The sequence below is a fragment of the Methylobacterium sp. CB376 genome (assembly GCF_029714205.1).
Classification (GTDB): Bacteria; Pseudomonadota; Alphaproteobacteria; order Rhizobiales; family Beijerinckiaceae; genus Methylobacterium.
In genome coordinates this window covers 215,102-240,585 of sequence record NZ_CP121648.1, presented here as the reverse complement: position 1 = coordinate 240,585, position 25,484 = coordinate 215,102, and the positions used below count along the sequence as shown (strand labels likewise).

The 25,484-nt window shown below is 65.4% G+C and carries 16 protein-coding genes and 3 pseudogenes; 13 read left to right on the top strand and 6 right to left on the bottom strand.

Annotated elements, in window-relative coordinates; translation table 11 throughout:
* Positions 1-24: 24 nt before the first annotated feature.
* From QA634_RS00980 to QA634_RS00965, 4 genes are all read right to left on the bottom strand, one after another.
* Entirely contained in the window at positions 25-1,191 is a 1,167-nt protein-coding gene (locus tag QA634_RS00980; RefSeq protein WP_012330185.1) for a glycosyltransferase, read from the bottom strand.
* Positions 1,192-3,525, bottom strand: coding sequence for a glycosyltransferase (locus QA634_RS00975; RefSeq protein WP_168169124.1), 2,334 nt, complete (start codon positions 3,523-3,525; stop codon positions 1,192-1,194).
* An 18-nt stretch (positions 3,526-3,543) separates the two neighbouring features.
* Positions 3,544-4,533 (bottom strand): class I SAM-dependent methyltransferase, encoded by a 990-nt coding sequence (locus QA634_RS00970; RefSeq protein ID WP_283027160.1) that lies wholly within the window; start codon positions 4,531-4,533, stop codon positions 3,544-3,546.
* Positions 4,534-5,563: 1,030 nt separating this feature from the next.
* Positions 5,564-6,763, bottom strand: a complete 1,200-nt coding sequence (locus QA634_RS00965; protein ID WP_012330183.1) for an IS256-like element ISMtsp13 family transposase — start codon at positions 6,761-6,763, stop codon at positions 5,564-5,566.
* A 167-nt stretch (positions 6,764-6,930) separates the two neighbouring features.
* Between QA634_RS00965 and QA634_RS00960 the strand changes: the two are divergent.
* The 10 genes and pseudogenes from QA634_RS00960 to copM form a co-directional block, all read left to right on the top strand.
* Positions 6,931-7,856: pseudogene (locus QA634_RS00960) on the top strand (IS3 family transposase); the annotation flags it as partial.
* A gap of 550 nt (positions 7,857-8,406) precedes the next feature.
* Positions 8,407-10,980, top strand: coding sequence for a GAF domain-containing protein (locus tag QA634_RS00955; RefSeq protein WP_012330180.1), 2,574 nt, complete (start codon positions 8,407-8,409; stop codon positions 10,978-10,980).
* Between the two features lie 11 nt (positions 10,981-10,991).
* Positions 10,992-11,390: a response regulator gene (locus QA634_RS00950; protein ID WP_012330179.1), complete on the top strand. Its 399-nt coding sequence runs from the start codon at positions 10,992-10,994 to the stop codon at positions 11,388-11,390.
* Positions 11,387-12,518, top strand: a pseudogene (locus tag QA634_RS00945) (adenylate/guanylate cyclase domain-containing protein); the annotation flags it as partial. The gene QA634_RS00950 and the pseudogene QA634_RS00945, both read left to right, overlap by 4 nt.
* A gap of 166 nt (positions 12,519-12,684) precedes the next feature.
* Positions 12,685-12,813 (top strand): annotated as a pseudogene (locus tag QA634_RS00940) (IS256 family transposase); the annotation flags it as partial.
* A gap of 219 nt (positions 12,814-13,032) precedes the next feature.
* Positions 13,033-13,491 (top strand): hypothetical protein, encoded by a 459-nt coding sequence (locus QA634_RS00935; RefSeq protein WP_043700724.1) that lies wholly within the window; start codon positions 13,033-13,035, stop codon positions 13,489-13,491.
* Positions 13,492-13,580: 89 nt separating this feature from the next.
* Complete coding sequence (locus QA634_RS00930) at positions 13,581-15,332, top strand: efflux RND transporter periplasmic adaptor subunit (protein ID WP_012330178.1); 1,752 nt, start codon at positions 13,581-13,583, stop codon at positions 15,330-15,332.
* 14 nt (positions 15,333-15,346) lie between these two features.
* Positions 15,347-18,490: an efflux RND transporter permease subunit gene (locus tag QA634_RS00925; RefSeq protein ID WP_012330177.1), complete on the top strand. Its 3,144-nt coding sequence runs from the start codon at positions 15,347-15,349 to the stop codon at positions 18,488-18,490.
* 34 nt (positions 18,491-18,524) lie between these two features.
* Positions 18,525-18,905 carry a hypothetical protein gene (locus QA634_RS00920; protein ID WP_012330176.1) on the top strand — a complete coding sequence of 127 codons (381 nt, stop codon included), beginning with the start codon at positions 18,525-18,527 and terminating at the stop codon, positions 18,903-18,905.
* Between the two features lie 27 nt (positions 18,906-18,932).
* Positions 18,933-19,361, top strand: a complete 429-nt coding sequence (copM, locus tag QA634_RS00915; RefSeq protein ID WP_012330175.1) for a CopM family metallochaperone — start codon at positions 18,933-18,935, stop codon at positions 19,359-19,361.
* A gap of 34 nt (positions 19,362-19,395) precedes the next feature.
* On the opposite strand, the gene cueR is transcribed toward copM, so the two are convergent.
* Positions 19,396-19,824, bottom strand: coding sequence for a Cu(I)-responsive transcriptional regulator (cueR, locus tag QA634_RS00910; protein ID WP_012330174.1), 429 nt, complete (start codon positions 19,822-19,824; stop codon positions 19,396-19,398).
* 335 nt (positions 19,825-20,159) lie between these two features.
* Here cueR and QA634_RS00905 point away from each other — a divergent pair, with 335 nt between their 5' ends.
* Positions 20,160-22,427: a heavy metal translocating P-type ATPase gene (locus tag QA634_RS00905; RefSeq protein ID WP_012330173.1), complete on the top strand. Its 2,268-nt coding sequence runs from the start codon at positions 20,160-20,162 to the stop codon at positions 22,425-22,427.
* Here QA634_RS00905 and QA634_RS00900 read toward each other — a convergent pair.
* A complete protein-coding gene (locus QA634_RS00900; protein ID WP_265576501.1) occupies positions 22,418-22,540 on the bottom strand; it encodes a hypothetical protein in 123 nt (40 codons plus the stop codon). The two genes, QA634_RS00905 and QA634_RS00900, sit on opposite strands and share 10 nt — an antisense overlap.
* Positions 22,541-22,604: 64 nt before the next feature.
* On the opposite strand from QA634_RS00900, the gene QA634_RS00895 reads away from it, so the two are divergent.
* Positions 22,605-23,078, top strand: a complete 474-nt coding sequence (locus tag QA634_RS00895; RefSeq protein ID WP_150108560.1) for a transposase — start codon at positions 22,605-22,607, stop codon at positions 23,076-23,078.
* 629 nt (positions 23,079-23,707) lie between these two features.
* Positions 23,708-25,411, top strand: a complete 1,704-nt coding sequence (locus QA634_RS00890; protein ID WP_012330172.1) for an HAL/PAL/TAL family ammonia-lyase — start codon at positions 23,708-23,710, stop codon at positions 25,409-25,411.
* Positions 25,412-25,484: the final 73 nt, after the last annotated feature.

Here is a 25,484-nt window from a genome sequence, read left to right as displayed (position 1 = left end):
GTGTAATCCCAATCACGAGCCGCACTACAAGGCAGGGGTATACGACGCGCCGTGCATCAGGCTTAGCAGCCGTCCTCGGCAGTTTGCTGCGAAGTCTGTCCAAGTCGGAAGGCCGAGCAGGGCAATTTCCGCCGCCAGACGTCGCGCTTCCTGATCGTCTGCGATTCGATGAAACGCGCCAGCGACGGTCGCCTTGTTGACGGCACCTAATTGGATTTGGCCGTATTCCGGCACATCTTCGAGCGCCGGCAACGAAGCGGAAGCGATGAGCGGCACTCCAATGAACAAACTCTCGAGCGCTGGAAGTCCGAATCCTTCATTTTCGCTCACAAAGATCGAAGCACGCGCTCCTGAAACTAGTTCGACCAAAGCGGAGTCACTGAGGTCGTCGTGAACCCAGACTTTCGTATTCGTCGTTTCTACAATCCTCCGATACTTTTCGATCATAGATGGCAAGAGCTTTCCGGCAAAATGCAATTCCAGATCCGTCTCGACATCGTTGAACGCGTCATAAACCAAATCCTGGCCCTTCTTGCCATCGAATGCACCAACACAACAAACTCTTTTCCGGTCGGTGGAGAACGCTTGCCTCGCTCCGCCGAGTCCGTCTGCGCCGAGGCGCACGACAGCATCCTGGGAAGCGGCCGCCGCTCGCCGAACGCGGTTGACGTACTCCTCCCTAGTATTTCGGCTGATAAACAGGCGTAGATGTGCCTCATGAAGTAACTGTATATAGGGCATGGACGCTGGTCCGAACCCTTTGGCGATCGCAAAGTGCGACGGTTTCAGCCAAGGCATGAAATCAAATACAAGATAAGCATCTCTTATCCTGCGAGCCTCGCGCAACTCACGGTAGAATTTTACACGCTCCTGCGAGTAGAAAACCTCAGGGACAAAAACGATTTGGCTATCAGATACTTCGACTGGCCAGCCCGGCTGTGATGCAAGTTCCAGTGTGAGACGTTTTCCGATCTCGCCGGAGACGTCGTCGGCAAGAAACAATTCGTGTCTTAAAAGATCGAGCATCCGGGGAGGAATCTGAATGAAACGCCGTGCTGCCGGATCAAAGCGCACCCAGCGAAACAACCTGTCCTCGCCCCAGGCCACCAGCAGCTTCGAAACGACGCGCTGGATGCCCGAGCGCGCAGGAAATTCGACAAACTGTGAAATGTCGACCAAAATTTCGGCCATCTACGCGAATCCTAAGGCAGCGAGCAACTTTTCGGCATAGACATCCGGCGATCGCTCCCGCGCACAGAACGTGGCCTCGTCGATCGGACGTTCCTGGTTCTGCCGGGAATCAAGGATATCTAAGACCGCCTCCGCGATGAGGATCGGCGATAATTTATCCGGAATTCTCCGAACGAATGATGGAGCGATCATTGCCTCAGCCAGATGATCGTTGGCAATGGATGGTAGCGCGGCCGCTATGCAATCATTCAGCGCACCCGAAAGGCCACCCATGAAATATGTTCTCAGCTGCACGCCTATGTCTGCAGCAAAAATATATTCGCGATACAAGTCCTGAGGGACAAATTTCCTCTCGAATGACACCTTCTCGGTAATGCCAAGCTCTTCTACCAACTGAACTGCCCGAACACCCGTATCGTAGTGCGGCTGGCCGCAAAACTTTAAAGTTGCAGGAATCTTCCAATCATTAAGGATTTTTGTTGCCCAAATCAGTTCTTCTGGTGCTTTATCGTCGCTGACGTAACCGAAAGTGCAAAGTACGACCTCATCGTCCGACCAGCCGAGCTTCTGTCGTATTTCGCGGCGCCGCGATGGTGTCGCGGCGGTAAGGTCAAGGCTATTATATTGCGCAAATGGAAGAAGGACGGGGCGCTCTCTGTAATGTTCCTCAATTATGTTGGCTGTCATGGGAGAATGAACCATCAAGGGTTTCGCGCAACGGGCAATTTCTGACATGAATAAGATAGGGAGCCGATCCTGGTTATGGAGCCAGTCACGCACCGTGCTCTCCTCGACCGCATGTCCGCACTCCTGGGTGGCGATCTTGATCGCGCTCTCCATCCCGCGGAGCTGGACGTAATAGTTGATCATACGTGCGTCGTGTGCGATCGCAGCGCAGCCGTTTTCCAACAGGTACTCGAACTCGGACGTGTGAAAGTGCGAATTCCCGATGACCGCAACGGTTGCATCTCGCTGCCGAGCCGAGAATCGCGCTTGCGTTATTGAATTCAACGACGCGAACCAGGAGCACGGAGCGACTCCGGGAACGGACGTGTAGACGTGGAGATCAGCCTTTCTGGCAAGCGCCTTGAACGTGGCGGCCGAGTAATCGGCGACTCCCGACGCCGCGGGCGGCAGAGGCGACAACAGGGAGAGGCTCGGTCGGGCAGTTCCGCGATGGACGGAGGGGGCGGCGATCCGGCCGCGGTAGGCACCAGCGAGCCCGCGCAGGAAAGCCTCACCCACGGCCTCGACGGTAAAGCGTCTCCACAAGCCGTCCTGCGCGTCTTTTATAACTGACCACGAATGTGCATCGGTGCATAATTCATCGAGTTTCTTTCTCAACCCGTCTGGATCATCAGGGTTAAAACGATGCGCAGGATTAGGAAACAGTTCTGGATGTGCACCTACGTCGGACGCCAGCACGGGCGTACCTGCAGCATTGCTCTCCACTATTGGTATAGAGAATCCTTCAGCTTTCGACGCTACGACAGTAAGTACCGCGTTCGCGTAAAACTGCTGGAGATCCTCATCGGTAAGGTGGTTCAGGAATGATATACTGTGAGGATCTCCGCCATTGCTGGCGTGGAGAGTTCGTAATTTAAGACGGGTTTCCGGATTATAATTTCCAAATAGGACCAAATCGATTTTCGCCTCGCGCAGTCTGCGCGAGCGCGCGTGCGCGATCACCGCGCAATCCGGGTTCTTTCGCGGGTCTCCGCCTCCCGCGAACAGGACGTGCTTGCGTTCCTCGAAGGGGCGGACGGTCGAGGAAGGTGCGGGCTCGAGGCCTTGGCGCACCGCCACGTAGGACACAAAAATCCTGTCCGCAGGTATATTGACTATATTGGTGAGTTCGCCAACACAGAATTTTGAAATTGCCGAAAAGCAGTCGTACTTCTTGAGCCATAGGAGGTTCGTTAGAAACGACAGCTGACCCTCCAGATTCGGCAGATATCGATTTGGGAATTGGAGTTGTATAAGATCGTAGAACAATGATACTCTAAATATATTTGGATCAAGCAGATATTTAGATGCCCATACGGGATCGTGAGTCATAGACGAAAGACTTAAGAACAAAGATCCTGTCACGGCAGGATATCCGGTCGCGCTTATCTCATCAAAGAGCAGGGCATGTTCATCTGCAAGATGTTCCAAGCTTGGATCAATCAGGGCAACCATGCGGGGGCGCCGATCACCCCAGACGCAGAACCGCAAGGCCCGGAGGATGACCGTGGAATGCTGTCCGACGCCGCGGTAACGGTAATCCCGGTCCTGAAGCGCTCGCGCGTCGACAAGGATCGTCGACGGCGATATCGCAAATGGTGAGTGCATCAACATTGACTCCGTCGGTCAGACGATCTCGATTTCCGGAAATGGAAAAATGAGACGGCCGCCCCTCGCGAGATACTCCTTCTCGCGTCTCAAGATGTTTTCGCGGAAATGCCACGGCAACACCAACATGTAGTCCGGCTTCATTGCGCGAACTTCGGATTCCGGCAAGATAGGAATATGTGTTCCCGGCGTGAAATGACCGAATTTGTCGGGGTTTACGTCCGCAATACAGGGGATCAAATCGGGTCCGATCCCGCAAAACTGGAGCGTTACATTTCCCTTGGTCGATGCGCCGTAACCTGCGATCGTCTTGCCGTCCTCTTTCAGTGCCTCCAGCAACCGTACGAGGTCGAGTTTGTGGTTGAACACGCGCTCCTCGAACTGGCGGTAGGGGCGAGGAGTGGAGAGACCCATCCGCTCCTCTTGCTCCAGCAACCAGTTTATGACGCCCTCGCCGCCGCGGCGCGGATCCGCTTTTCGAACCGCGGTCACCGCGAAGCTACCGCCATTGATTCCGTTCATTTTGACATCGACCGGTCTCATACCTGCCGCGTCCAAAATCTTTTGGACTACTCCGAGCGAGTAGTATTCCAGGTGTTCGTGACACACTGTATCATATGAGTTCATGCGGAGCATCGACGGCATATAGCTTTGCTCAAAATGCCAGATGCCGCCAGGCGCTAAAACGCTTTCGATTTCCTTTGCAAAGTCGATCGGTTGTTCAAGGTCGTAGAACATTGCAATCGAAGTTATGATTTTTGGTGGCTTGCTCCCAGTGTTCCAATACGCTCGAGCTGAGAAAAAATCAGGTACCAGCGCAATATCGTCGGGGTAAAAACTCTTGAATTTTGCACCTGACGGATCAATACCCGTCCTGACAAGGCCGCTGACAGGATAAGCCTTGAGTGAGGTGGCATCGTTGCTGCCGATATCCAGGACGGCATCGCCGGGCTGCAGGTCGGCGAATCTTGACAGTTCGATTATCTTATTGGTAAGATGATCTACCATGCTCTGATTCAGGCCGGAGCGGTACCCGTAATTATCTCCATACATCTCGCCGAGATCGTAGGAGTGCGCGAGTTGCAAAAGCCCGGACTCTGGGCACCAAACAAGCTGCAATGGTCCATTCGTGACATGTTCCTACTTATCCTTTGGGAATACACCCGTAAGTGCTTGATGTACTAGATCCAATACAGTGATTAGATTTTTCGAACCACCGACTCTGCAATGATTGATTTTCTTATAATTTTCCTGCATTTTGATGCTCCTGTGCAGCTTGCGACGGTGAATGGCGCGTTCGGACGGAACAGTCAATAGGGCTGGTCCGCCTGGAACTGACTCTAGGTTGAGAATCGTTGTTCGTAGGGTCAGGCGCGCATTGTGTGAAGATTTTCAACGTGATAGGTCGGCTGCTTCGATGTTAACCTTGGGTGATGTTTGGAGACTCGCGCATAAACTATTATGGTATGGTATTTGTTTGCTTGTTGTATTCAAGAATTGCCGGTGTTTTGCAGCGACTCCGATCGCGGCCTTGTAGAATTTTTGGAAGTTGGTTTGAATCTGCTCAGGAACGATCTCGAAAGGCAGAAATCGAGCGTGTATTACTGACTATGTCGCGAGCGTAATTTCGATAGCGGCCCGGCGACGGCTTGGGATAATGCGGATTAGTTAGAAAATTTTTGCTGCCGGCCGCGATTGCACGACAAGCAAATTTTCGGCCGCCGAGTATTTACCGTCAACATTCCGGGTTCATGAGTTCTCTTTAGTGGCTCCAACGCCATTGGAGATGCTTCGAGGGACAGGAGGCATGGTCGGGGAGATTAAATGCCGGCTTCGCATCGTATCCGCTCAGGGTGCGTCGCGGAACACCGTGTTGCGCGGTAGTCTCAGATTCATGGCGGTCCAACGGTGCGCCGCGAGCGAGGCATACGGCATCCGATGTCTCGCTTCGCGTTGCGGATGTCGGATGTCGGTCGTGTCCCCAGGCGTGGTGTAGCTGCGGCGTGGCCACCACAGTCACCGGGCGGGGCCGGGACGATCAGGCTGCCAGGGTGGGCAGGCTGACAAGAGGATCATCGCTGATCGGGGCGATGCTTTCCAGGGTCAGGTAGCGGGCGCGCTGGACGGCCCACTCGTCGTTCTGTTCGAGCAGGAGCGCGCCGACCAAGCGGGTGATGGCCGCCTCATTGGGGAAGATGCCGACCACCTCGGTGCGCCGCTTGATCTCGCCGTTGAGGCGCTCCAGCGGGTTCGTGCTGTGAAGCTTGACCCGGTGGGCGGCCGGGAAGCCCATGTAGGCCAGCACGTCGGGTTCCGCCTCATGCATCAGGGCTGCGAGCTTGGGCACCTTGGGTCGGAGTTGGTCGGCCACGCGTCGCCATTGCTGACGGGCGGCCTCCGCGTCGTCCTGGGCGAAGGCGGTGGCGATGAAGGCGGACACGACGCGCCGCCCGCTGCGGCCAGCGTGGGCGAGCACGGTCCTCATGAAGTGGACGCGGCACCGCTGCCAAGTCGCGTTCATCACCTTGGCGACCGACGCCTTGAGGCCCGTGTGGGCGTCCGAAATCACCAGCTTCACACCGCGCAGGCCGCGGCGCGCCAGCTTGCGCAGGAACCCGGTCCAGAACGTCTCAGCCTCGGAGGGGCCAATGTCCATGCCGAGCGCTTCCCTGCGGCCGTCGCTGTTCACACCGACCGCCACGATCACGGCGACGGAGACGATGCGCCCGGCTTGGCGCACCTTCACGGAGGTCGCATCGATCCAGAGATAGGACCACTCGCCCTCGAGCGGCCGGTCGAGGAACGCGCCCACGCGCTCGTCGATCTCCTGGCAGAGCCGGCTGACCTGGCTCTTGGACACGCCCGTGCCGCCCATGGCTTGGACGAGGTCATCCACCGAGCGGGTCGAGATGCCCTGGATGTAGGCCTCCTGGATCACCGCCGTGAGTGCCTTCTCGGCCATCCGGCGCGGCTCCAGGAAAGCCGGGAAGTACGAGCCCTTGCGCAGCTTGGGGATGCGCAGCTCGACCGTGCCGGCCCGCGTCTGCCAATCCCGGTCACGATAGCCGTTGCGCTGGACCAGCCGCTCGGCGCTCTTCTCGCCGTGGGCCGCCCCGGTCAGGCCGCCCACCTCCAGTTCCATCAGCCGCTCGGCCGCAAAGCCGATCATCTCGCGCAGCAGGTCGGCGTCGGCGCTCTTCTCCAGCAGCCCGCGCAGGCTCATCATCTCGTCGGTCATCGGAGGTCTCTCGGGTTCGAGGTTGGTGCTCGCACCCCGACCCTACCCGGCAACCGCCGATGACCACCCCGCGAGAGATCCCGCCTGCTTCGGCGCTGTGGAGGGCGCGCAGGCGGGCTCTCTCGCTCCCGTCGAGCTACACCACCACCAGGGACACGACCCGAGCTCGCGCCCGCACGGAGCGCGACATTCTAAAAAAGGCCATCGGCATCTTCGCGGAGACGCCGCGATGAAGTTCCGTTTCATCGATGACCACCAGGGCACTTGGCCCGTGCGCACCCTCTGCCGCGCGCTGCGGGTCTGGCCATCCGGCTACGACGCGTGGCGCTCGCGGCCCGAGAGCACCCGGGCAGCCGAGAACCGCGTGCTCCTCGAGGAGGTGCGCCGCCTGCATGCGCGTCGTCACGGCCGCTACGGCTCGCCCCGCATGCACGCGGCTTTGCGTGCCGAGGGCCGGGGCGTCAGCCGTGGTCGCATCGAGCGGCTCATGCGGCGACACGGCATCCGCGCCACGGCGGCAGGCCGCGACCGGCCCGGCACGACCGACAGCCGTCACGGCCTGCCGGTTGCCCCCAACCTGCTCGAGCAGCGCTTCACCGCCTCGGCTCCCAACCAGATCTGGCTGGCGGACATCACCTACGTGCCCACCGGTGAGGGCTGGCTCTCCCTCGCCGCCGTTCTCGATCTCGCGACGCGCAAGGTCGTGGGCTGGGCGATGCGCGAGCATCTCCGCACGGAGCTGGCAGCAGCCGCTCTCCTGATGGCCGTTCAGCGGCAGCGCCCCGCGCCGGGGCTGATCCAACACACCGACCGCGGCTGCCAATATGCGTCGGGAGAGTACCGGCGGCTCCTGGACGCGGCAGGCCTCAAGGCCTCCATGAGCCGCCGTGGCAACGGCCTGGACAACGCACCGATGGAGAGCTTCTTCCACACGCTTAAGGTCGAGCTCGTCCATCAGCGCCGCTGGGCAACCCGGGACGAGGCGCGGCGCGAGCTCTTCTCCGACAGCGAGGGCTACGCCAATCGGCAACGGATCCACGCGGCCCTCGGATATACGACACCCGAGCAGGCCGAGCGGCAGATGGTGAGCTAACCGCGTCCACCGAAACGGTGGAGGATCAGGATGGACCTGATGGCCGACGATGCTTCGCTCGGATCATCGACGGACCGCGCACGCAACGCGGTGCGGGCGCCTTGCGCGCGAAGCCCCACGACATCGATGCGTTGCGCACGGTGCTGATCCAAGAAGACCTCGACCCGGAGAGCTACAGCCTGAGCGGAGGCACGCCGGATGAGCGATCCGTCCTCTCGCGCCAGGGCGCCCAGTGGGGCGCTTTCTATTCTGAGCGAGGAACGCGAAGCGATTTGCATGTCACGCGACCGAGCAGGACGCATGCGCGTAGTTCTCGCGAACCGTCACGCTAGAGCAGCACCCGATCACGTTGCAACCGGGTGCCGCTCTCGATCTTTGATCTTGCCGCATTTTCTGCGACGAACCGGCATCCACTTCGTCGGAAAATGCTCTAGGCAATCCGTTCTGGAACGGGGTCCTGAGAGCAAACGCGGGCCGAACTTTCGCAATGGCGCGAGGCCCCGGTTTTGCATACACTGAGCCTGATCTTGGCCCGCCTGCGGGTAGCGAGATGCGGCGACGCCATGAAAACGAGCCGGCTAAGGGCCGGCGCGCGAACGAGCGTAAGGGCTGTGCCAAGGCTCTCACGACCGCGACCCCGTCAGTCGCCGATCTGCAGAAGCGGGTTGACGTTCTCGCTTGTGAGTTGAGGGCGGCACTTGAGCGTCAGACTGCTACCGCTGAGGTAATTGAATTCATCAATTCAGACACCAAAGATCTTGCATCTGCATTTGCGATGATCTTGGATAAGATGCACATCCTGTGCGGAGTTTGCCACGGGAGCTTGCAGCTTTATGATGGAGAGAAGTTCCGCGCTGTTGCGACGCACGGAATGGTGAAGGCGTTTGCCGATCGGCTCCGTGAGGGATTCACCCCAGGCCCCCATCACCCAAGCCAACAATTGCTGCAAGGAGCACGCTTTACCCAAGTTCCCGACTGCGCCGAGAGCGACGATCCGACAGTCCGTGCGGCCTTTGAACTCGACGGCATCCGGACCGTGTTGCTTACTCCCTTGCGCAAGGACGGAAGACTGATCGGCCAGATTGCCGCCGCCCGACGGGATGGAAATCCCTTTACCGAGAACGAGATCACGCTGCTTGAGAACTTCGGCGCTCAGGCCGTGATCGCCGTGGAGAACGCGCGGCTTCTCAACGAAGCGCAGGCCAAGACACGTGATCTCGAGGCGTCGCTGCAACAGCAGACGGCTGTCGGCGACGTGCTTAAGATCATCAGTAGCTCAACCTTCGAGCTGCAGCCCGTGCTCGACACGTTGGTCGAAACCGCCGCGCGGCTATGTGAGGCCGACATGGCCTTCATCCTGCGTCGCGAGGGTGAGATTTACAAAGCCGGCGCAGCGGTCGGCTACTCAGAAGATTATATTGAGTTCCTCAAGAGCCATCCGATTCCGGTCGATAGAGGCACAGTCACGGGTCGCGCCGCGATGGAGCGGCGGACGGTCCATATCCTCGATGTTGCCGCCGATCCCGAATACACGCTGCGCACAGCGACGGCCCTGGCTCATCAGCACACAGCCCTTGGGGTTCCCCTGCTGCGCGAGAACGAGCCGATCGGTGTGATCGTCATCGCGCGCCAGCGCGTGGAGCCCTTCACACAAGCACAGATCGATCTGGTCACGACCTTTGCCGACCAGGCCGTGATCGCGATCGAGAACGCTCGCCTGTTCAACGAGGTGCAGGGCAAAACGCGCGACCTCGAAGAAGCGCTGCAGCAGCAGACCGCGACGAGCGAGGTGCTGCAGACGATCAGCCGCTCGGTCTTCGATCTGCCGACCATCCTCAACACGCTGCTCCACTCGGCCACTCGGCTCTGCCGAACCGAAACGTCGGCTCTCTACCTGCTCCATGAGGGCCGCCTTCATCTGGAAGCCTCCACAGCCAATCGACCGGAATGGGTGGCTTACAAGCGCGCTCATCCCCAGCCGCTGACCCGAGATGTGCCGAGCAGCCGCGCGGCCGTCACCGGCCAGATCGACCATGTGCCCGACATCCTTCAGGACCCGGAACTCACGAGCGCATCGGAGCTCCATCGCATTGGCGGCTACCGCGCCACGCTCAACGTCCCGCTTGTGCGGGAAGGGTCCGTGATCGGGGTTCTCAGCCTCGCCCGGGACGAACCGGGACCCTTCGCGCCCCGCCAGATCGCCGTGGCCAAGACCTTCGCCGACCAGGCGGTCATCGCCATCGCCAATGCCCGCCTGTTCAACGAGGTCGAGGCAAAGTCGCGGGAGTTGCAGGCCTCCCTGGACAACCTGTGCGCAACCCAGGATCGCCTCGTGCAGTCCGAGAAGCTCGCCTCGCTCGGCCAGCTCACCGCCGGCATCGCGCACGAGATCAAGAACCCGCTCAACTTCGTGAACAATTTCGCCGCCCTGTCGGCCGAGTTGATCGACGAGCTGAACGAGGTGCTGGCCCCCCCGGCCCTCGACGGTCCCGTCCGGGAGGAGGTCGACGAACTTACCGGCCTGTTGCGGGGCAATCTCGAGAAGGTGGTCCAGCACGGCAAGCGCGCGGATTCGATCGTCAGGAACATGCTGCTGCACTCCCGCGAGGGCTCGGGCGAGCGCCGGCGTGTCGACGTCAACGCCCTCGTGGAGGAGAGCCTGAACCTCGCCTATCACGGCGCCCGCGCCGAGAAGCCCGGCTTCACCGTGACCCTCGCCCGCGACCTCGACCCCGGGGCGGGGGGCGCCGACCTCTACCCGCAGGAGATCGCGCGGGTGCTGCTCAATCTGATCTCGAACGGCTTCCACGCCGTGACCAAGCGCAAGGCGGAGACGGAGGCGGCCGGCTATGAGCCGACGCTTCTCGTCGCGACCTGTGATCGCGGGGACAAGATCGAGATCACGATTCGCGACAACGGCACCGGCATACCCGACGCGGTGAGGGCGAAGATGTTCAACCCCTTCTTCACCACGAAGCCGGCCGGAGAGGGCACCGGCCTCGGCCTCTCGCTCAGCCACGACATCGTGGTCAAGCAGCACGGCGGCAGCATCGAGGTCGAGACCGAGCCCGGCGCCTTCACGGCCTTCCGCATCTTGCTGCCCCGCGGCGGCCCCACCCAATAGAGGAGCACCGCATGAGCGTCCTGATCCTCGTCGTCGACGACGAGCCCGACGTGGCCGACCTGTTCCGCCAGCAGTTCCGGCGCGAATTGCGGGCCGGCCGCTTCGCGCTCGCCTTCGCGCACTCGGCCGAGGCGGCGCTCGCCCGGGTAGGAGCGGCGGGTGAGGAGACCCTGATCCTGATCCTATCCGACATCAACATGCCGGGCATGACGGGGCTCGAACTCCTTCCTCGGATGCGCAGCGCCCGGCCCGACGTGCCGGTGATCATGATCACCGCCTACGGCGACGCCGAGACGCGCCGGCGCGCGACGGAGGGCGGGGCGGCGGGCCTGCTCACCAAGCCGATCGACTTCCTGACCCTGCGGGTGGAGGTCGACCGGCGGCTCTCGGAAGTCGGCCGGGCCGCGTGAGCGCGCGGACCGCGCCGACGAAGGTCCTCGTCGCCGTCGACGAGCCGGACCTCGAGGCGCTGATCCTGCAGAAGTTCCGCCGCCGCAGCATCCGCGACCGGACCGTCAGTGTCCTGTTTGCCCGCGACGGACTCGACGCGCTCGCGCTCATCGCCGAGCACCCGGACGTCGACCTCGTCGTCTCCGACATCAACGTGCCGCGCATGGATGGTCTGACGCTCCTGGCCAAGCTCCAGGAGGCGGACGAGAAGCTCTCGACCGTGATCGTCCCGGCCTACGGCGACATGGCCAACATCCGCACGGCGATGAATCGCGGTGCCTTCGACTTCCTGACGAAGCCGATCGACTTTTCCGACTTCGAGACCACCGTCGAGCGCACCGTGCTCCACGTCCGCGCCCTGCGCGAGGCGCGCCGCAGGCAGATCGCGGCCGAGCGCGCGCATGGGAGCCTGTCGCGCTCCTTCTCGCCCAACCTCGCCGAGCGGCTGGCGGCCGACGCCTCGGCGCTGGCCGCGGGCGCCCACCGGCGCGACGTGGCCTCGCTCTTCACCGCCATCGCCGGCGTCGCGACCCGCGTCGAGAGCCTCGATCCAGCCCTGCTGACCGAATTCCTCAACGGCGACCTCGCCGAGATGACCGAGGTTGTGTTCTCGCACGAGGGCACAGTGGCCAAGATCGTCGGCGATGCCATCCACGTCCTGTTCGGCACGCCGGGCGAGCAGCCGGATCACGCCACGCGGGCGGTGTCGTGCGCGCTCGCCCTCGATGCGGCGGCCGAGGCGTTTCGCGCCCGCTGGACCGCGCGCGGCGTGGTGCTCGGGGCGACGCGCATCGGCGTGCATGCCGGACCGGCCATCGTGGGCAATTTCGGTGGGGGCCGCTCCTTCGACGACGCGGCCTACGGGGACAGGATCAACATTGCGGCCCGGCTGGAGGCCGCCAACAAGGCGCTCGGCACGCGGATCTGCCTGAGCGCGGCGGTGGCCGACCGGGTCGAGGGCTTTCGCGGCAGGCCGGTGTGACCTCGTCCCGCGGGGCAGGACGGAGGCCCTGCGCACCTGCGAGCCGCTCTCGGAGGCGGCGCTCGCGGATCCCGGGACAGCGCGCTACGGCGAGGCCTTCGAGAAGCGGTAGCGTCCACGGACGAGGTGTAATTTTCAGGCGGTCCGGGGGAGCTTGAAGTGACCATCGGAGCTGGCGGCCAAGGTGGAGTTTGCGGACTTCAACCCAAGCCGGGAGCACCCGATGACCGACGGCAGAGTGGCACTGATCGAGGCCCTGCAGAAGGCCGAGCGGCGCGCTTCTGCTGGAAGTCAACGACGAGTGGCCGCTGCAGCACCGCTACATGCAGGTCGAGGGCATGGCCGGGCTCCCACCGGCGTTGATCGAGGAGGCGATCACTCTTCCGCCGCAGGCCGCCTGACCGATGGCCGCTCCAACTCCACCTTGAAAGTCCACCTCATCGACGGACGTGACTCCAGACATAGGGAGCTCGATGCTTCGCTGCCCGGGTCACTCCCAGCCCGTGGAGTGGGCGTCGGCCTTGCGCCCGCTGCACCCTGAAACCACATCGCCTGGCGCGGGTCGCGCCCGCAGCCGCAGGAATGTTTCCGAGCCCGGATCGACATGGTAGCCTGACCGTATGACCCTGCCGTCGTCCCTCTCGCGTCTGATGGCCGTGGTGATCGTGATGATCGCCGCGGTGTTCGGCGCATCAGCGGCTCAGGCGCACGAGGGCCACGCCCATCACGCGGCTTCGGCCGTGGCACACCACAGCGCCAGCCCGGCGCCGGTGGCGGTGCCTGCCCAAGCTGTGCAGGCAGCTGCGGTGACCGTCAGCCAGGTCGTGACCGCGATACAGGCCGACGAGCAGCTGCGTGCGGCGTCTGCGCGTCTCAGCCCAGCGGACGACGATAAGCCCTGCCACGGGACCTGCTGCGCCATCGGCGCTTCCTGCTGCGTACCCGGTGCGATGCTCCCGGCCGCAACTGGGGTCCTGCCCATGCTGGCCCCTGCTGCCCGCCTGACAACGGCGGCAGAGCCGTTCCTGGCCGGCATCGCCCGCGAAGCCCTCCCGAAACCTCCCAGATCGCTCGCCTAGAACCCGCGTCCCCACGCTTGGGGCAGCGCTGAGCGGCGCTGCCGCGCGTGTGTGGACGCCTGCGTCCACCGGCGAGAGATCGAACCCCCATGCCTCCCCATATCCCGGCCGCGCTGCCTGCGCTGGCCGTGGCGCTGGCCCTGCTGACAGGTCCCGCCTGCGCCCATGAAGGGCACGACCACGGTGCGTCCCCGCCGCCGGTCTCCAAGACCATGGCACCCCGCGGCGAGGCCGCGTCCGCGGCGTTCGAGCTGGTCGCGGTGCCGAAGAACGGCACGCTCCACCTCTATCTCGACCGCTTCGCGACCGATGAGCCGGTGCGCGGCGCCACGCTGACCGTGGAAACCCCCACGGGGTCAGTGGACGCGACCGCAGCGGCCGATGGCACCTACCAGCTGCTGGCGCCGTGGCTCCAAAAGCCCGGCCATTTCGACCTGATGATCACGGTCACCGCTGGCGAGGATGTCGATGTGCTGCCGCTCGCCCTCGACCTGCGTGATCCGCACGCCCAGCCCGCCGCCCCTGCAGGGCCGGTCGGCACCACCGAGGCCCTTTCGGCTGCGGTCGGCCAGACCGTGCCGGCCGTCGCCCAGGGCCTGAAGGCCCGCCTGATTGAGAAGGACCCGGTGCTCGTGGCCGTAGCCGGCGGCGCCTTTCTGCTGGGGATCCTGGCCACGCTGCTGGCGCGCGGCCACCGCCGCGTGCCGGTGATTGCCGTGCTGGCCATCACCGCGACGGTGCTGCTGAGCGCCACCGCCTTTGCCCATGGCGACGGGGATCACGGCCACCCGGAGAGCCAGGCCGCCCTGATGCCGTCTGCCGCGCACGGTGCCGCGGGGGCCGACTTGGCGCAGCGCCTGCCCGACGGCAGCGTCTTTGTGCCCAAACCCACCCAGCGGCTGCTGGAGCTGCGCACGGTAATGACGGCGGTCGGCAGCTATCGCCGCACCGTCGGCCTCCCCGGCCGGATCATTCCCAACCCCAACGCGAGCGGCGTGGTGCAGTCTTCCGTCGGCGGCCGCCTGTCGCAGCCCCCATCCGGCCAGTTTCCGCGCCTGGGCACGCCGGTGAAGAAGGGCGACGTGCTCGCCTTCGTCACTCCGCCGGTGCAGCGGGTCGACGTGTCGGACATGCGCCAGCGCCAGGGCGAGCTGGACCAGCAGATCGCCACCGTACAGCGCCGCGTCGAGCGCTACACCAAGCTGGCCTCCTCGGGCGCCGTCTCGCAGGTGCAGCTGGACGAGGCCCAAGACGAGCTCAAGGGCCTGCACGACCGCCGCGCAGCCCTCGACAAGGTGCGCACCGAACCCGAGGCGCTGGTCGCCCCGGTCAGTGGCGTGATCGCCGAAGCCTCGGCCGTCGCCGGCCAGATGGCCAACCCCGGCCAGATGGTCTTTCAGATCGTCGATCCCAAGAGCCTCTGGGTGGAGGCCCTGAGCTTCGACGCCCTCGGAGGAGCCGAGAACGCCACCGCGCGCCTCGCGGACGGCCGCAGCCTGACGCTCACCTACCAGGGTTCCGGCCTCGCCGACCGCAACCAGGCCATCCCGGTCCAGTTCGCGATTTCGGGCGACACCGGCGGCCTGCGGGTCGGCCAGTTCGTCACCGTGCTGGCCGCCACCACCGCCGAGCTGCAGGGCCTCGCCCTGCCGCGCGCCGCCGTGGTGCGCACCGGCAACGGCCAGGACGTCGTCTACGCCCACACCACCGCCGAGCGCTTCGAGGCCCGCCCCGTCCGCGTCGAGCCGCTGGACGGCAGCCGCGTGCTGATCGCTGCCGGCGTCGGCGCCGGCACCCGGGTGGTCACCCAGGGCGCCGAGCTCTTGGACCAGGTGCGCTGAGGGGAGCGGAAAGCATGTTCACGTTCCTCGTCAGCCAGTCGCTGAAGAACCGCCTGCTGGTCCTCGCCGCTGCCGCCGTGCTGGTGCTCTCCGGCGCGTTCACGGTCGGCAGGCTGCCGGTCGACGTGTTTCCGGACCTCAACCGGCCGACCGTCACGATCATGACCGAGGCCGAGGGCTACGCCCCGCCGGAGGTCGAGCAACTCGTCACCTACCCGATCGAAACCCGCATGAACGGGCTGCCGGGCGTATCCCGCGTGCGCTCGGTCTCCGGCGTCGGCCTATCGATCGTCTATGTCGAGTTCGACTGGGGCACCGACATCTACCGCAACCGCCAGCAGATCGCCGAGCGCTTGGCCCTGCTGCAGGATCAGCTGCCGCGCGGCGCGATCCCGCAGATGGGGCCGATCTCCTCGATCATGGGGCAGATCCTGCTGGTCGCCGTGACCAGCGACAAGGCCAGCGCCATGGAGGTGCGCGAAGTCGCGGACTTCACCATCCGCCCGCGGCTCCTGACCCTTCCGGGTGTCGCCCAGGTCATCCCGATCGGGGGCGAGGTGCGCCAGTTCCGCGTCGCGCCCAACCCGGCCGCCATGCGTGCCCTGGGCGTCAGCAACGCCCAGCTGGAAACCACCCTGCAGTCGTTCGGCACCAACGCCGGCGGCGGGTTCACCGACCAGTACGCCCGCGAGTACCTGATCCGAAACATCGCCCGCACGATGAGCCTGGACGACCTGCGCAACGTCGTGGTCGCCACGGTCAACAACGCGCCCGTCTCCCTGCGCCAAGTCGCCGAGGTGTGGTTCGCCGCCAAAGTGAAGCGCGGCGACGCCGGCTACATGGCCAGGCCGGCGGTGATCGTCTCGGTCGAGAAGCAGCCCGACGTCGATACCGTCACGCTCAGCCGCAGCATTGAGCAGGCCCTGAAGGAGCTGACCCCCTCCCTGCCGGGCGGGATCAAGGCGGATCAAATCCTGTTCCGGCAGGCCAACTTCATCGAGACCTCGATCCGCAACGTCGAGCGGGTGCTGCTGGAGGCCGTCGCGGTGGTGGCGGTGGTGCTGTTCCTGTTCCTCTTGAACGTGCGCACCACGGCGATCTCGCTGCTGGCCATTCCGGTCTCGATCCTGTCCACCGCCGTGGTCTTTCACCTGTTCGGGCTATCGATCAACACGATGACGCTGGGCGGCCTCGCCATCGCGATCGGCGATCTGGTCGACGACGCGGTGGTCGACGTCGAGAACATCTTCCGGCGCTTGGGCGAGAACCGGCGAGCCGGCAACCCCAAGAGCGTGTTCCAGGTGGTGGTGGAAGCCTCCAACGAGGTGCGCTCCGGCATCGTCTACGCGACGATGATCATCATCCTGGTATTCGTGCCCCTGTTCGCCCTCTCCGGCATCGAGGGGCGGCTGTTTGCGCCGCTAGGGCAGGCCTACATCATCTCGATCCTGGCCAGCTTGATCACCTCGATCACCTTGACGCCCGTGCTGGCGTCCTGGCTGCTGCCGGGGCTCAAGAACCTCGAAGCGCACGACAGCCGGTTTCTCAAGGCACTGAAGCGCGGCAACGCCGCGCTGCTCAAGGTCGCCTTCCTCCAGCAGCACCTCCTGATCGGCGGCGTGGCGACGGCGGTGCTCGCGGCCGGCGTGGCCGCTTGGCAGCTGCCGCGGGCGTTCCTGCCGCCCTTCAACGAGGGCTCGTTCACCGTCAACATGACCTTCAACCCGGGCATCTCGCTGGCCGAGAGCAACCGGGTCGGCCTGATCGCCGAGAAGCTGCTGCTGGAGATCCCCGGGGTGTCGGCCGTCGGTCGCCGCACCGGCCGGGCCGAGCTCGACGAGCACGCCGAGGGCGTGCACGCGTCCGAGATCGAGGTGGAGCTGCACGAGGGCACCGAACGGCCCAAGGCGCAGCTGGTGGCCGACATCCGCCAGCGCTTGGCGGTGTTGCCGGTCAGCGTCAACGTCGGCCAGCCGATCTCGCATCGCCTTGATCACATGCTCTCGGGCGTGCGCGCCGAGCTGGCCCTCAAGATCTACGGCGAGGACCTCGACGCACTCCGGCGGATCGCAAACGGCCTCCAGGACCGACTGAGCAAGATCCCAGGCCTCGCAGACCTGCAGGTCGAGAAGCAGGTGCGCATCCCGCAGCTGGAGATCCGCGTCGACTACACCCGCGCGGCACTCTACGGCGTTCAGCCCGCCGCGGTGGTTGATCAGATCAGCCGCCTGTCGAACGGCCGGGTGGTGTCCACCGTGGTCGACGGCCTCCGGCGCTTCGACGTGCTGATCCGCCTGCCGGAGGACCAGCGCACCACGGCTGGCCTCGGTGATCTCCTCCTGGAAACCCCCTCCGGTTGGGTGCCGGCCCGCCAAGTGGCCGACATTCGGGAGACCGACGGCCCCAACCAGATCCTGCGCGAGAACGCCCGCCGCCGCATCGTCGTGCAGGCCAACACCACCGGCGCCAGCGACATGACCACCATCGTGGCGGCGATCCGCCTGGCGGTGGCGCAGGAGCCGATGCCGCCCGGGTTCTTCACCAGCCTGGAGGGCACCTTCCAGGCCCAGGAGGAGGCCACGCGGACGATCGCCGCCCTGTCGGCGCTCTCCCTCGCCCTGATCTTCGCGATCCTCTGCAGCCGCTACCGCTCGGCGGCCCTGGCGCTGATCATCATGGGCAACGTGCCCCTGGCGCTGATCGGCAGCGTGGTTGCGCTGTGGCTGGTCGGCCAGCCGCTCAGCGTGGCCTCGATGATCGGCTTCATCACGCTGACCGGCATCTCCGCGCGAAACGGCATCCTGAAGATCAGCCACTACCTCAACCTGGCGCTGCACGAGGACGTGCCGTTCGGCAAGGACCTCGTCATCCGCGGCAGCCTGGAGCGGCTGACCCCTGTGCTGATGACCGCCTTGTCGGCCGGCGTCGCCCTGGTGCCGCTGCTCTACGACGCCACCGCCCCGGGCAAGGAGATCCTGCACCCGGTCGCGGTGACCATCTTCGGCGGCCTGATCAGCGCGACGCTGCTCGACACGTTCCTGACGCCGATCCTGTTCCTGCGGTTCGGCCGGACGCCGCTGGAGCGCCTGCGCGCCGCCCCTGTTCCGACCGCCTCCTCTGCCGCCGGCGCGCCTGCGCCGCCGCGGGAGGCGTTCTGAGGCCCCGAACATCAACCAAGAAGGAGACCAGCCCATGCGGCTCATCCCCGCAAAATTCCTCGCCCTGGCCGGCCTGCTGGCGAGCGCCCCGGTTCTGCCGGCGCTCGCCCATGCCCCGAAGACCGGATCGCACGGAGGGCCGCAAACCGATGCCGGTCCCTACCATGTCGAGTTGGTCGCGAGCGGAACCACGCTTGAGCTTTACCTGCGGAGCCATGCTGACCAGCCGGTCACGACCGCCGGGTTCAAGGGAACGGCGATCCTGGTGGTCGATGGCAAGCCCCAGCGCATCACGCTCGAGCCCCAAGGCGACCGGCTGACCGGCACCTCGCCGGTGAGCCTTCCCGCCGCTCTCAAAGGCGCGGTGCAGCTGACCACTCCCAACGGCAGCACCGCCAGCGGCAAGTTCAACTAACCCCGACAATCAGAAGGAGCACAACCCATGACCACAACCCGCGCCCTGCTGGCCACTGCGCTGCTCGCCACGGGCCTCGCCGGCGCCGCCCTCGCGCAGAACCCCCACGGCGACATGGGCAAGATGCCCATGGGCGGCAGCACCGCGATGCACGACCAGATGCAGAAGATGATGGCCGACATGCAGTCGGCCCCGGGCGATGCGCCGTCGACCAAGGACTTCAAAGAGGCCGACATGGCGATGATGCACACCATGAGCATCGCCTATACCGGCGATCCGGACGTGGATTTCCGCACGCACATGATCCCGCACCACAAGGGCGCGATCGACATGGCCAAGGTGGCGCTCAAGCACGCCAAGGACGCGAGCACCAAGCAGATGGCCCAGAAGATCATCGACGACCAGGAAAAGGAGATCACCGACATGCAGGCCTGGCTGAAGCAGCACGGCAAGTGAGCCTGCAGCCCACCTCAACGATGCGGCGGCGCTGCTAATGCCGTGCGGGGAGTGCGCCGTGACAGGCCGCCGCCCCGCCGGCCTCCAGGCCTTGGATGATCGGGCAGTCCGGCCGCCCATCGCCGTCGCAGGCATTGGCGAGGGCGCGCAGCGCCCCCGCCATCTCCTGCAACTGCTTCGCCCGCTCTTCCAGTTCGTTGATATGCGTCAGTGCGATCGCCTTCACCTCGGCGTTACTGCGGCCCTGATCGCTCCACAGCTCCAAGAGGAGCCGGATGCGCTCGACCGAGAACCCGAGGTCGCGGGCGCGGCGGATGAACCCGAGGCGGTGCAGGTCGGCCGGGCCGTAGTCGCGATAGCCGCTCTCGCGGCGCCCCGCCGGCGGCACCAGGCCGATGCTCTCGTAGTAGCGGATCATCTTGGCCGAGACGCCCGAGGCCTGCGCCGCCTGCCCGATATTCATCGTCCCTGCGCTTTCCCTGTTGACCTTCCCATGATGGGAAGGTGCAGGCTGCCGGGCAAGAGGATCAAGACAGGGCCCCGGCCATGACCGACCATGCCCGCGACCGCTCGCAGGATCAGGCTGCCGACGCTCCCAGCTGCTGTGGGGGAAAGGGCAAGGCTACGGCTGTCGATCAGGCCGCGGCGCCTCCCGAACACGGTCACAGCTGCTGCGGGGGGCATGGCAAGGCAGCGCCGGCAGCCCATGACCATGCCCACCACGACCATGACCATCATCATGGGCATGACCATGCTGGCCCGGCGGCCGAGGGGGCCGTCAAGGATCCGGTCTGCGGGATGATCGTCGACCCGCACACGGCCAAGCATCGCGCCCAGCACAACGGGCGTCCCTACTACTTCTGTTCGGCTGGCTGCCAAGCCAAGTTCGCGGCGGATCCGGCGCGCTATCTCGATCCGGCCAGCTCCGCGGCGAAGGCGGATCCCGTGCCCGAGGGCACGATCTACACCTGCCCGATGCACCCCGAGGTCCGGCAGGTCGGCCCGGGCGCCTGCCCGATCTGCGGCATGGCCCTGGAGCCGCTGCTGGTCAGCGCCGACACCGGCCCGAGTGCCGAGCTGGTCGACATGACCCGGCGGTTCTGGGTCGGCCTGGTGCTGACCCTGCCGGTGTTCGCCCTGGAAATGGGCGGTCACCTGACGGGACTGGTCGACCGCCTCGGCCAGCAGAACAGCAACTGGCTGCAGCTGGTCCTGGCCACGCCGGTGGTGCTGTGGGCCGGCTCGCCGTTCTTCGAGCGCGGCTGGGCGTCGGTGAAGAGCCGCAACCTGAACATGTTCACGCTGATCGCCCTCGGCACCGGGGTGGCCTGGCTCTACAGCGTGGTGGCCACCGCGGCGCCGGGGGTGTTCCCGGCCGCATTGCGCGGCCATGGCGGTGCCGTGCCGGCCTACTTCGAGGCCGCGGCGGTGATCACCGTGCTGGTGCTCTTGGGCCAGGTGCTGGAGCTGCGCGCCCGCGAAAGCACCAGCGGCGCCCTGCGCGCGCTGCTCGATCTCGCCCCGAAGACCGCCCGCCGGCTCCGGGCTGACGGCAGCGAGGAGGAGGTCGGTCTCGACACCGTTCAGGTCGGCGACCGCTTGCGCGTGCGCCCGGGGGAAAAGGTCCCGGTCGACGGCAGCGTGATCGAGGGCCGCTCGTCGGTGGACGAGGCGCTGGTCACCGGCGAGGCGATGCCGGTGAGCAAGGACGTCGGCGCCGCGGTGATCGGCGGCACCCTCAACCAGAGTGGCGCCCTGGTGATCGAGGCCAGGAACGTCGGCCGCGACACCATGCTGGCGCGCATCGTCCAGCTGGTCGCCGAGGCCCAGCGCAGCCGCGCGCCGATCCAGCGGCTGGCCGACCAGGTCGCCGGCTGGTTCGTGCCGGTGGTGATGGCGGTGGCCGCACTGGCGTTCGTCGCCTGGTTCGCGCTCGGCCCCGAGCCGCGCTTCACCTACGGCCTGCTGGCAGCGGTGGCGGTCCTGATCATCGCCTGCCCGTGCGCGCTCGGGTTGGCCACACCGATGTCGATCATGGTCGGCGTCGGCCGCGGCGCCCAGGCCGGCGTGCTGATCAAGAACGCCGAGGCGCTGGAGCGGATGGAGACGATCACCACGCTGGTGGTCGACAAGACCGGTACGCTCACCGAGGGTAAGCCGGCCGTTACCCAGGTGGTCCCGGCCGAAGGGTTCACGGACGCCGAGATCCTGCGGCTGGCCGCCAGCGTCGAGCGCGCCAGCGAGCACCCGCTGGCAGTGGCGATCGTCGCCGCGGCCGAAAAGCAGGGGCTGGCTCTCGCGCCGGTCAGCGACTTCGACAGTCCGACCGGCCGGGGCGCCCTGGGCACCGTCGAGGGCCGCAAGATCCGGCTCGGCAACGCGAAGTTCCTGGGCGAAGCCGGGATCCCGACGGCGGCGCTGGACCTGCAGGCAGACCGCCTACGCCAGGACGGCGCCACGGCGATTTTCATGAGCGTGGATGACCGGGTGGCCGGCGCCATCGCAATCGCCGATCCGATCAAGGCGACGACGCCGGAGGCCCTGCGGGCCCTGCGCGCCGAAGGGATCCGCGTGGTGATGCTGACCGGCGACAACCGCACCACCGCGCAGGCGGTGGCCCGCACCCTCGGCATTGACGAGGTCGAGGCCGAGGTGCTGCCCGACCAGAAGAGTGCGGTGGTCAAAGCCCACCAGGCGCGGGGGCAGGTGGTCGCGATGGCCGGTGACGGCGTCAACGACGCGCCGGCACTGGCCGCGGCGGACGTCGGCATCGCGATGGGCAGCGGCACGGACGTGGCGATCGAGAGTGCCGGCATCACCCTGCTCAAGGGCGACCTGAACGGGATCGTGCGCGCCCGGCGGCTCTCGCGCGCCACGATGAGCAACATCCGCCAGAACCTGTTCTTCGCGTTCATCTACAACGCGGCCGGCGTGCCGGTGGCGGCCGGGGTGCTGTACCCGTTCCTCGGCATCCTGCTCTCGCCGATCATCGCCGCCGCGGCGATGGCGCTCTCTTCGGTCAGCGTGATCGGCAATGCCCTGCGCCTGCGCACCGCTCATCTCTGAGCGGCTGCCACGGCCAGTACCAGCAGGCCAAAGGTCCAGACGATTGGTGGCGCGACGAGCAGCCACCGGAAATCCGACTGGATCGCGAAGTTCACGGCGCTCATCAGCAGCACCGAGGCTGTCCCGGCCACAGGCGAGGACTTCGCCCTCGTTCTGCCGCGCGTCTGCACACAGGCCATGGACCGCTTCCTGGCCGACTTTGCGGCCAGCGTCCCGCCCGACACCCTTGCGGTCATGGTGCTGGACGGCGCGGGCCGGCACCATCCGCGCGCGGTGACGCTCCCGCCCAACCTCGCCCTGGTGCCCCTGACGCCCTACAGTCCCGAGCTGAACCCGGTCGAACGCGTCTGGCTCTCCCTGCGCGAGCGCTCCCTCTCGCATCGGCTCCTGGCCGACTACGAGGCCGTCGTCGAGGCGCGCTGCCGGGCCTGGAACGCTCTCGCGGCAGAGACCGGCCGCATCAAGTCCCTCTGCGCCTATCCCTACCTCGAACAGATCAGTTCACAAGCGCGGCGGTATCACACCGGAGCTGGTTCCACCGACGTTCCGCCATCAGGCAGCGGGGCGGCGCGCCGGCCCGAGCCGGGGCCGGAGCTGTCCGCCCGCCCCGGACCAACCAGCCTTCGATTTCCGGGCGCTTCGCCCGCTTGATGCACACCGGCCCGAGACCCTCCGGCCGCCCCGCCGCCACGCCGACCGGCTGTCCTCCCACCTGCGACGGCTGATCCGGGCTCCGCTTGATCGAAGCGGATCCCGGATCACACGCCTGCGCGGGGCCTGAGCGAAGCCCCAATCCGCCATCCCGAAGGGATCAAGCGGATTGGGTATCAGACCGACGGTGGCGGGAACGACCTTCGGGGGCGTTCTCGACCTTCCGCCAAGCCTCCCGCTCGGCATCCGATGTGCGAGACGGTGCGGCGGCCCTGTCGCTCTCGGGCTTCGCCGAGATCGAGCCGATGCGCCAGCATCCTGGGCCGTTAGCATGATTAGTGTGCTCCGACACATGCAAGCCTGCCGAGTATAGCGCAATATTCTGGGGAGCTGCGGTCGACGCAGCGGCCGGACACCAAGTTGAGCTTGAAGACCGCACTGACCGCCGCACGGCGGATATCAGCGCGTGGTGACACATGGCGAGGGCTGACCCGCTCCGGGGCCGTTCCAGCCGCGCCGATTGCTGAGGCGACACCGTATCCACGCCGCCCGGAGACCCGCGGCAGGGGCGGGATCCGAGCGCCTCCACCGCCCGAGTTCTCATCAACCCGCGACGAGGCCAGTGTGCCATGAATTCAAACCAGCAGATCATCGTCTCCGGCTCCCGACTGAGCGTCGACCAGATCGTCGAGGTCGGCCTGCACAAGCGGAACCTGTTCCTCACGTGCGATCCGCAGCTGAGGCGGACCATCAATGACGCGGCGGACTTCGTCTATCGTGCGGTGGCGAACGAGGAGGTGGTCTACGGGATCAATACCAACTTCGGCGGTATGGCAAACCAAGTCCTGTCGCTGAACGAGGTCGAAGACCTTCAGCAGAACCTGATCTGGGGTCTGAAATGCGGGGTCGGGAAGAAGCTGCCGGCGGCGCAGGTCAGGTCCGCCATGTTCATCCGAGCGAACATGCTCGCGAAGGGCGTCTCCGGTGCGCGCGCGGAGCTGATCGAGCGATACTTGGTGTTCCTCAACGCCGGTATTACGCCGGTGGTCCGGGACCTCGGCTCGATCGGCGCGAGCGGCGATCTGGTGCCGCTCGCCCAGATCGCCGGCTGCCTCATAGGCCTCGGTCCGTCGTTCCGCGTTGAGCGCGACGGCGAGGAGATGGACGCCCTGTCGGCCCTGTCGATGCTCAACCTCCAGCCCCTGAAGCTGAGGGCGAAGGAGGGGTTGGCGCTGGTGAACGGAAGCTCGATGATGTCGAGCATCGGTGCCCACTGCGTTCACGACACCCGGCATCTGACGCGGCTCGCGCTGCACGTGCACGCGATGTTGATCCAGGCGCTCAACGCGTCGAGCGAATCGTTCGATCCTTTCATCCATCAGAACAAGCCTCACCCCGGCCAGATCGCCGTGGCGGCAGCCATGCGCCACCTGCTGCGCGGCTCGAAGAGCCTCAAGCCGAATGGTCACCGCAAGGCCGACGGGTCGGGATCTCTCCTGCAGGACCGCTATTCCGTGCGGTGCCTGCCGCAATATCTCGGTCCGATCGTCGACGGCCTCCACGCTATCGAGGGGCAGATCGAGGTCGAAGCCAACTCGGTCGACGACAACCCGCTGATCGACCTCGAGAACGAGAGGCTCCTGCACGGCGGCAACTTCTTCGCCGAGTACGTCGCGCTCGGGATGGACCAGCTGCGGACCTACATGGCCCTGCTGGCCAAGCATCTCGACGTGCAGATCGCCTTCGCGGTCGCCCCGGAGTTCAACAGCGGCCTGCCGGCCTCGCTGGTCGGTGATCAGGACAACCGCATCAAGTTCGGCCTGAAGGGCCTGCAGATCTGTGCGAACTCGATCGTTCCGAAGCTGCTTCACCTGTCGAACGGAATCTCGGTCCTCTTCCCGACCCACGCCGAGCAGTTCAACCAGAACATCAACAGCCAGGGGTTCAACTCGGCGACCCTGGCGTCCGAATCGGTGTCGCTGTTCAAGCAGTATCTCGCGATCTCGCTGGTGTTCGGCATCCAGGCCATGGACCTGCGCGCCCGCGCGACCGGAGGCGGCTTCGACGGGCGGCGGTACCTGTCGCCGACGCTGCTGCCGCTCTACGAGACCGTCCGCGCCCTCCTGGGCCGGCCGGCCTCGGATGAGAGGCCGCTCGTCTTCAGGAACGACGAGCAGGACCTGAGCGACCACGTCGCTGCCATCGTCGCGGACCTGTCCCGGCCCGGCGGCGAGATCATCGGGGCGATGGCCGCGGAATTCGCCCCGGGAGCGGGGCCGGCCTTCGGCTCGCCCGCGACCAGGGCGGGCGGCCGCGTGGCGGTCGCGCCATAGGCGCCGCCCTCGATAGGCGCCGCCCTCGCGCGCGACGCCGGCCATCAGCCCATCACACGTCCACATCGCAGGC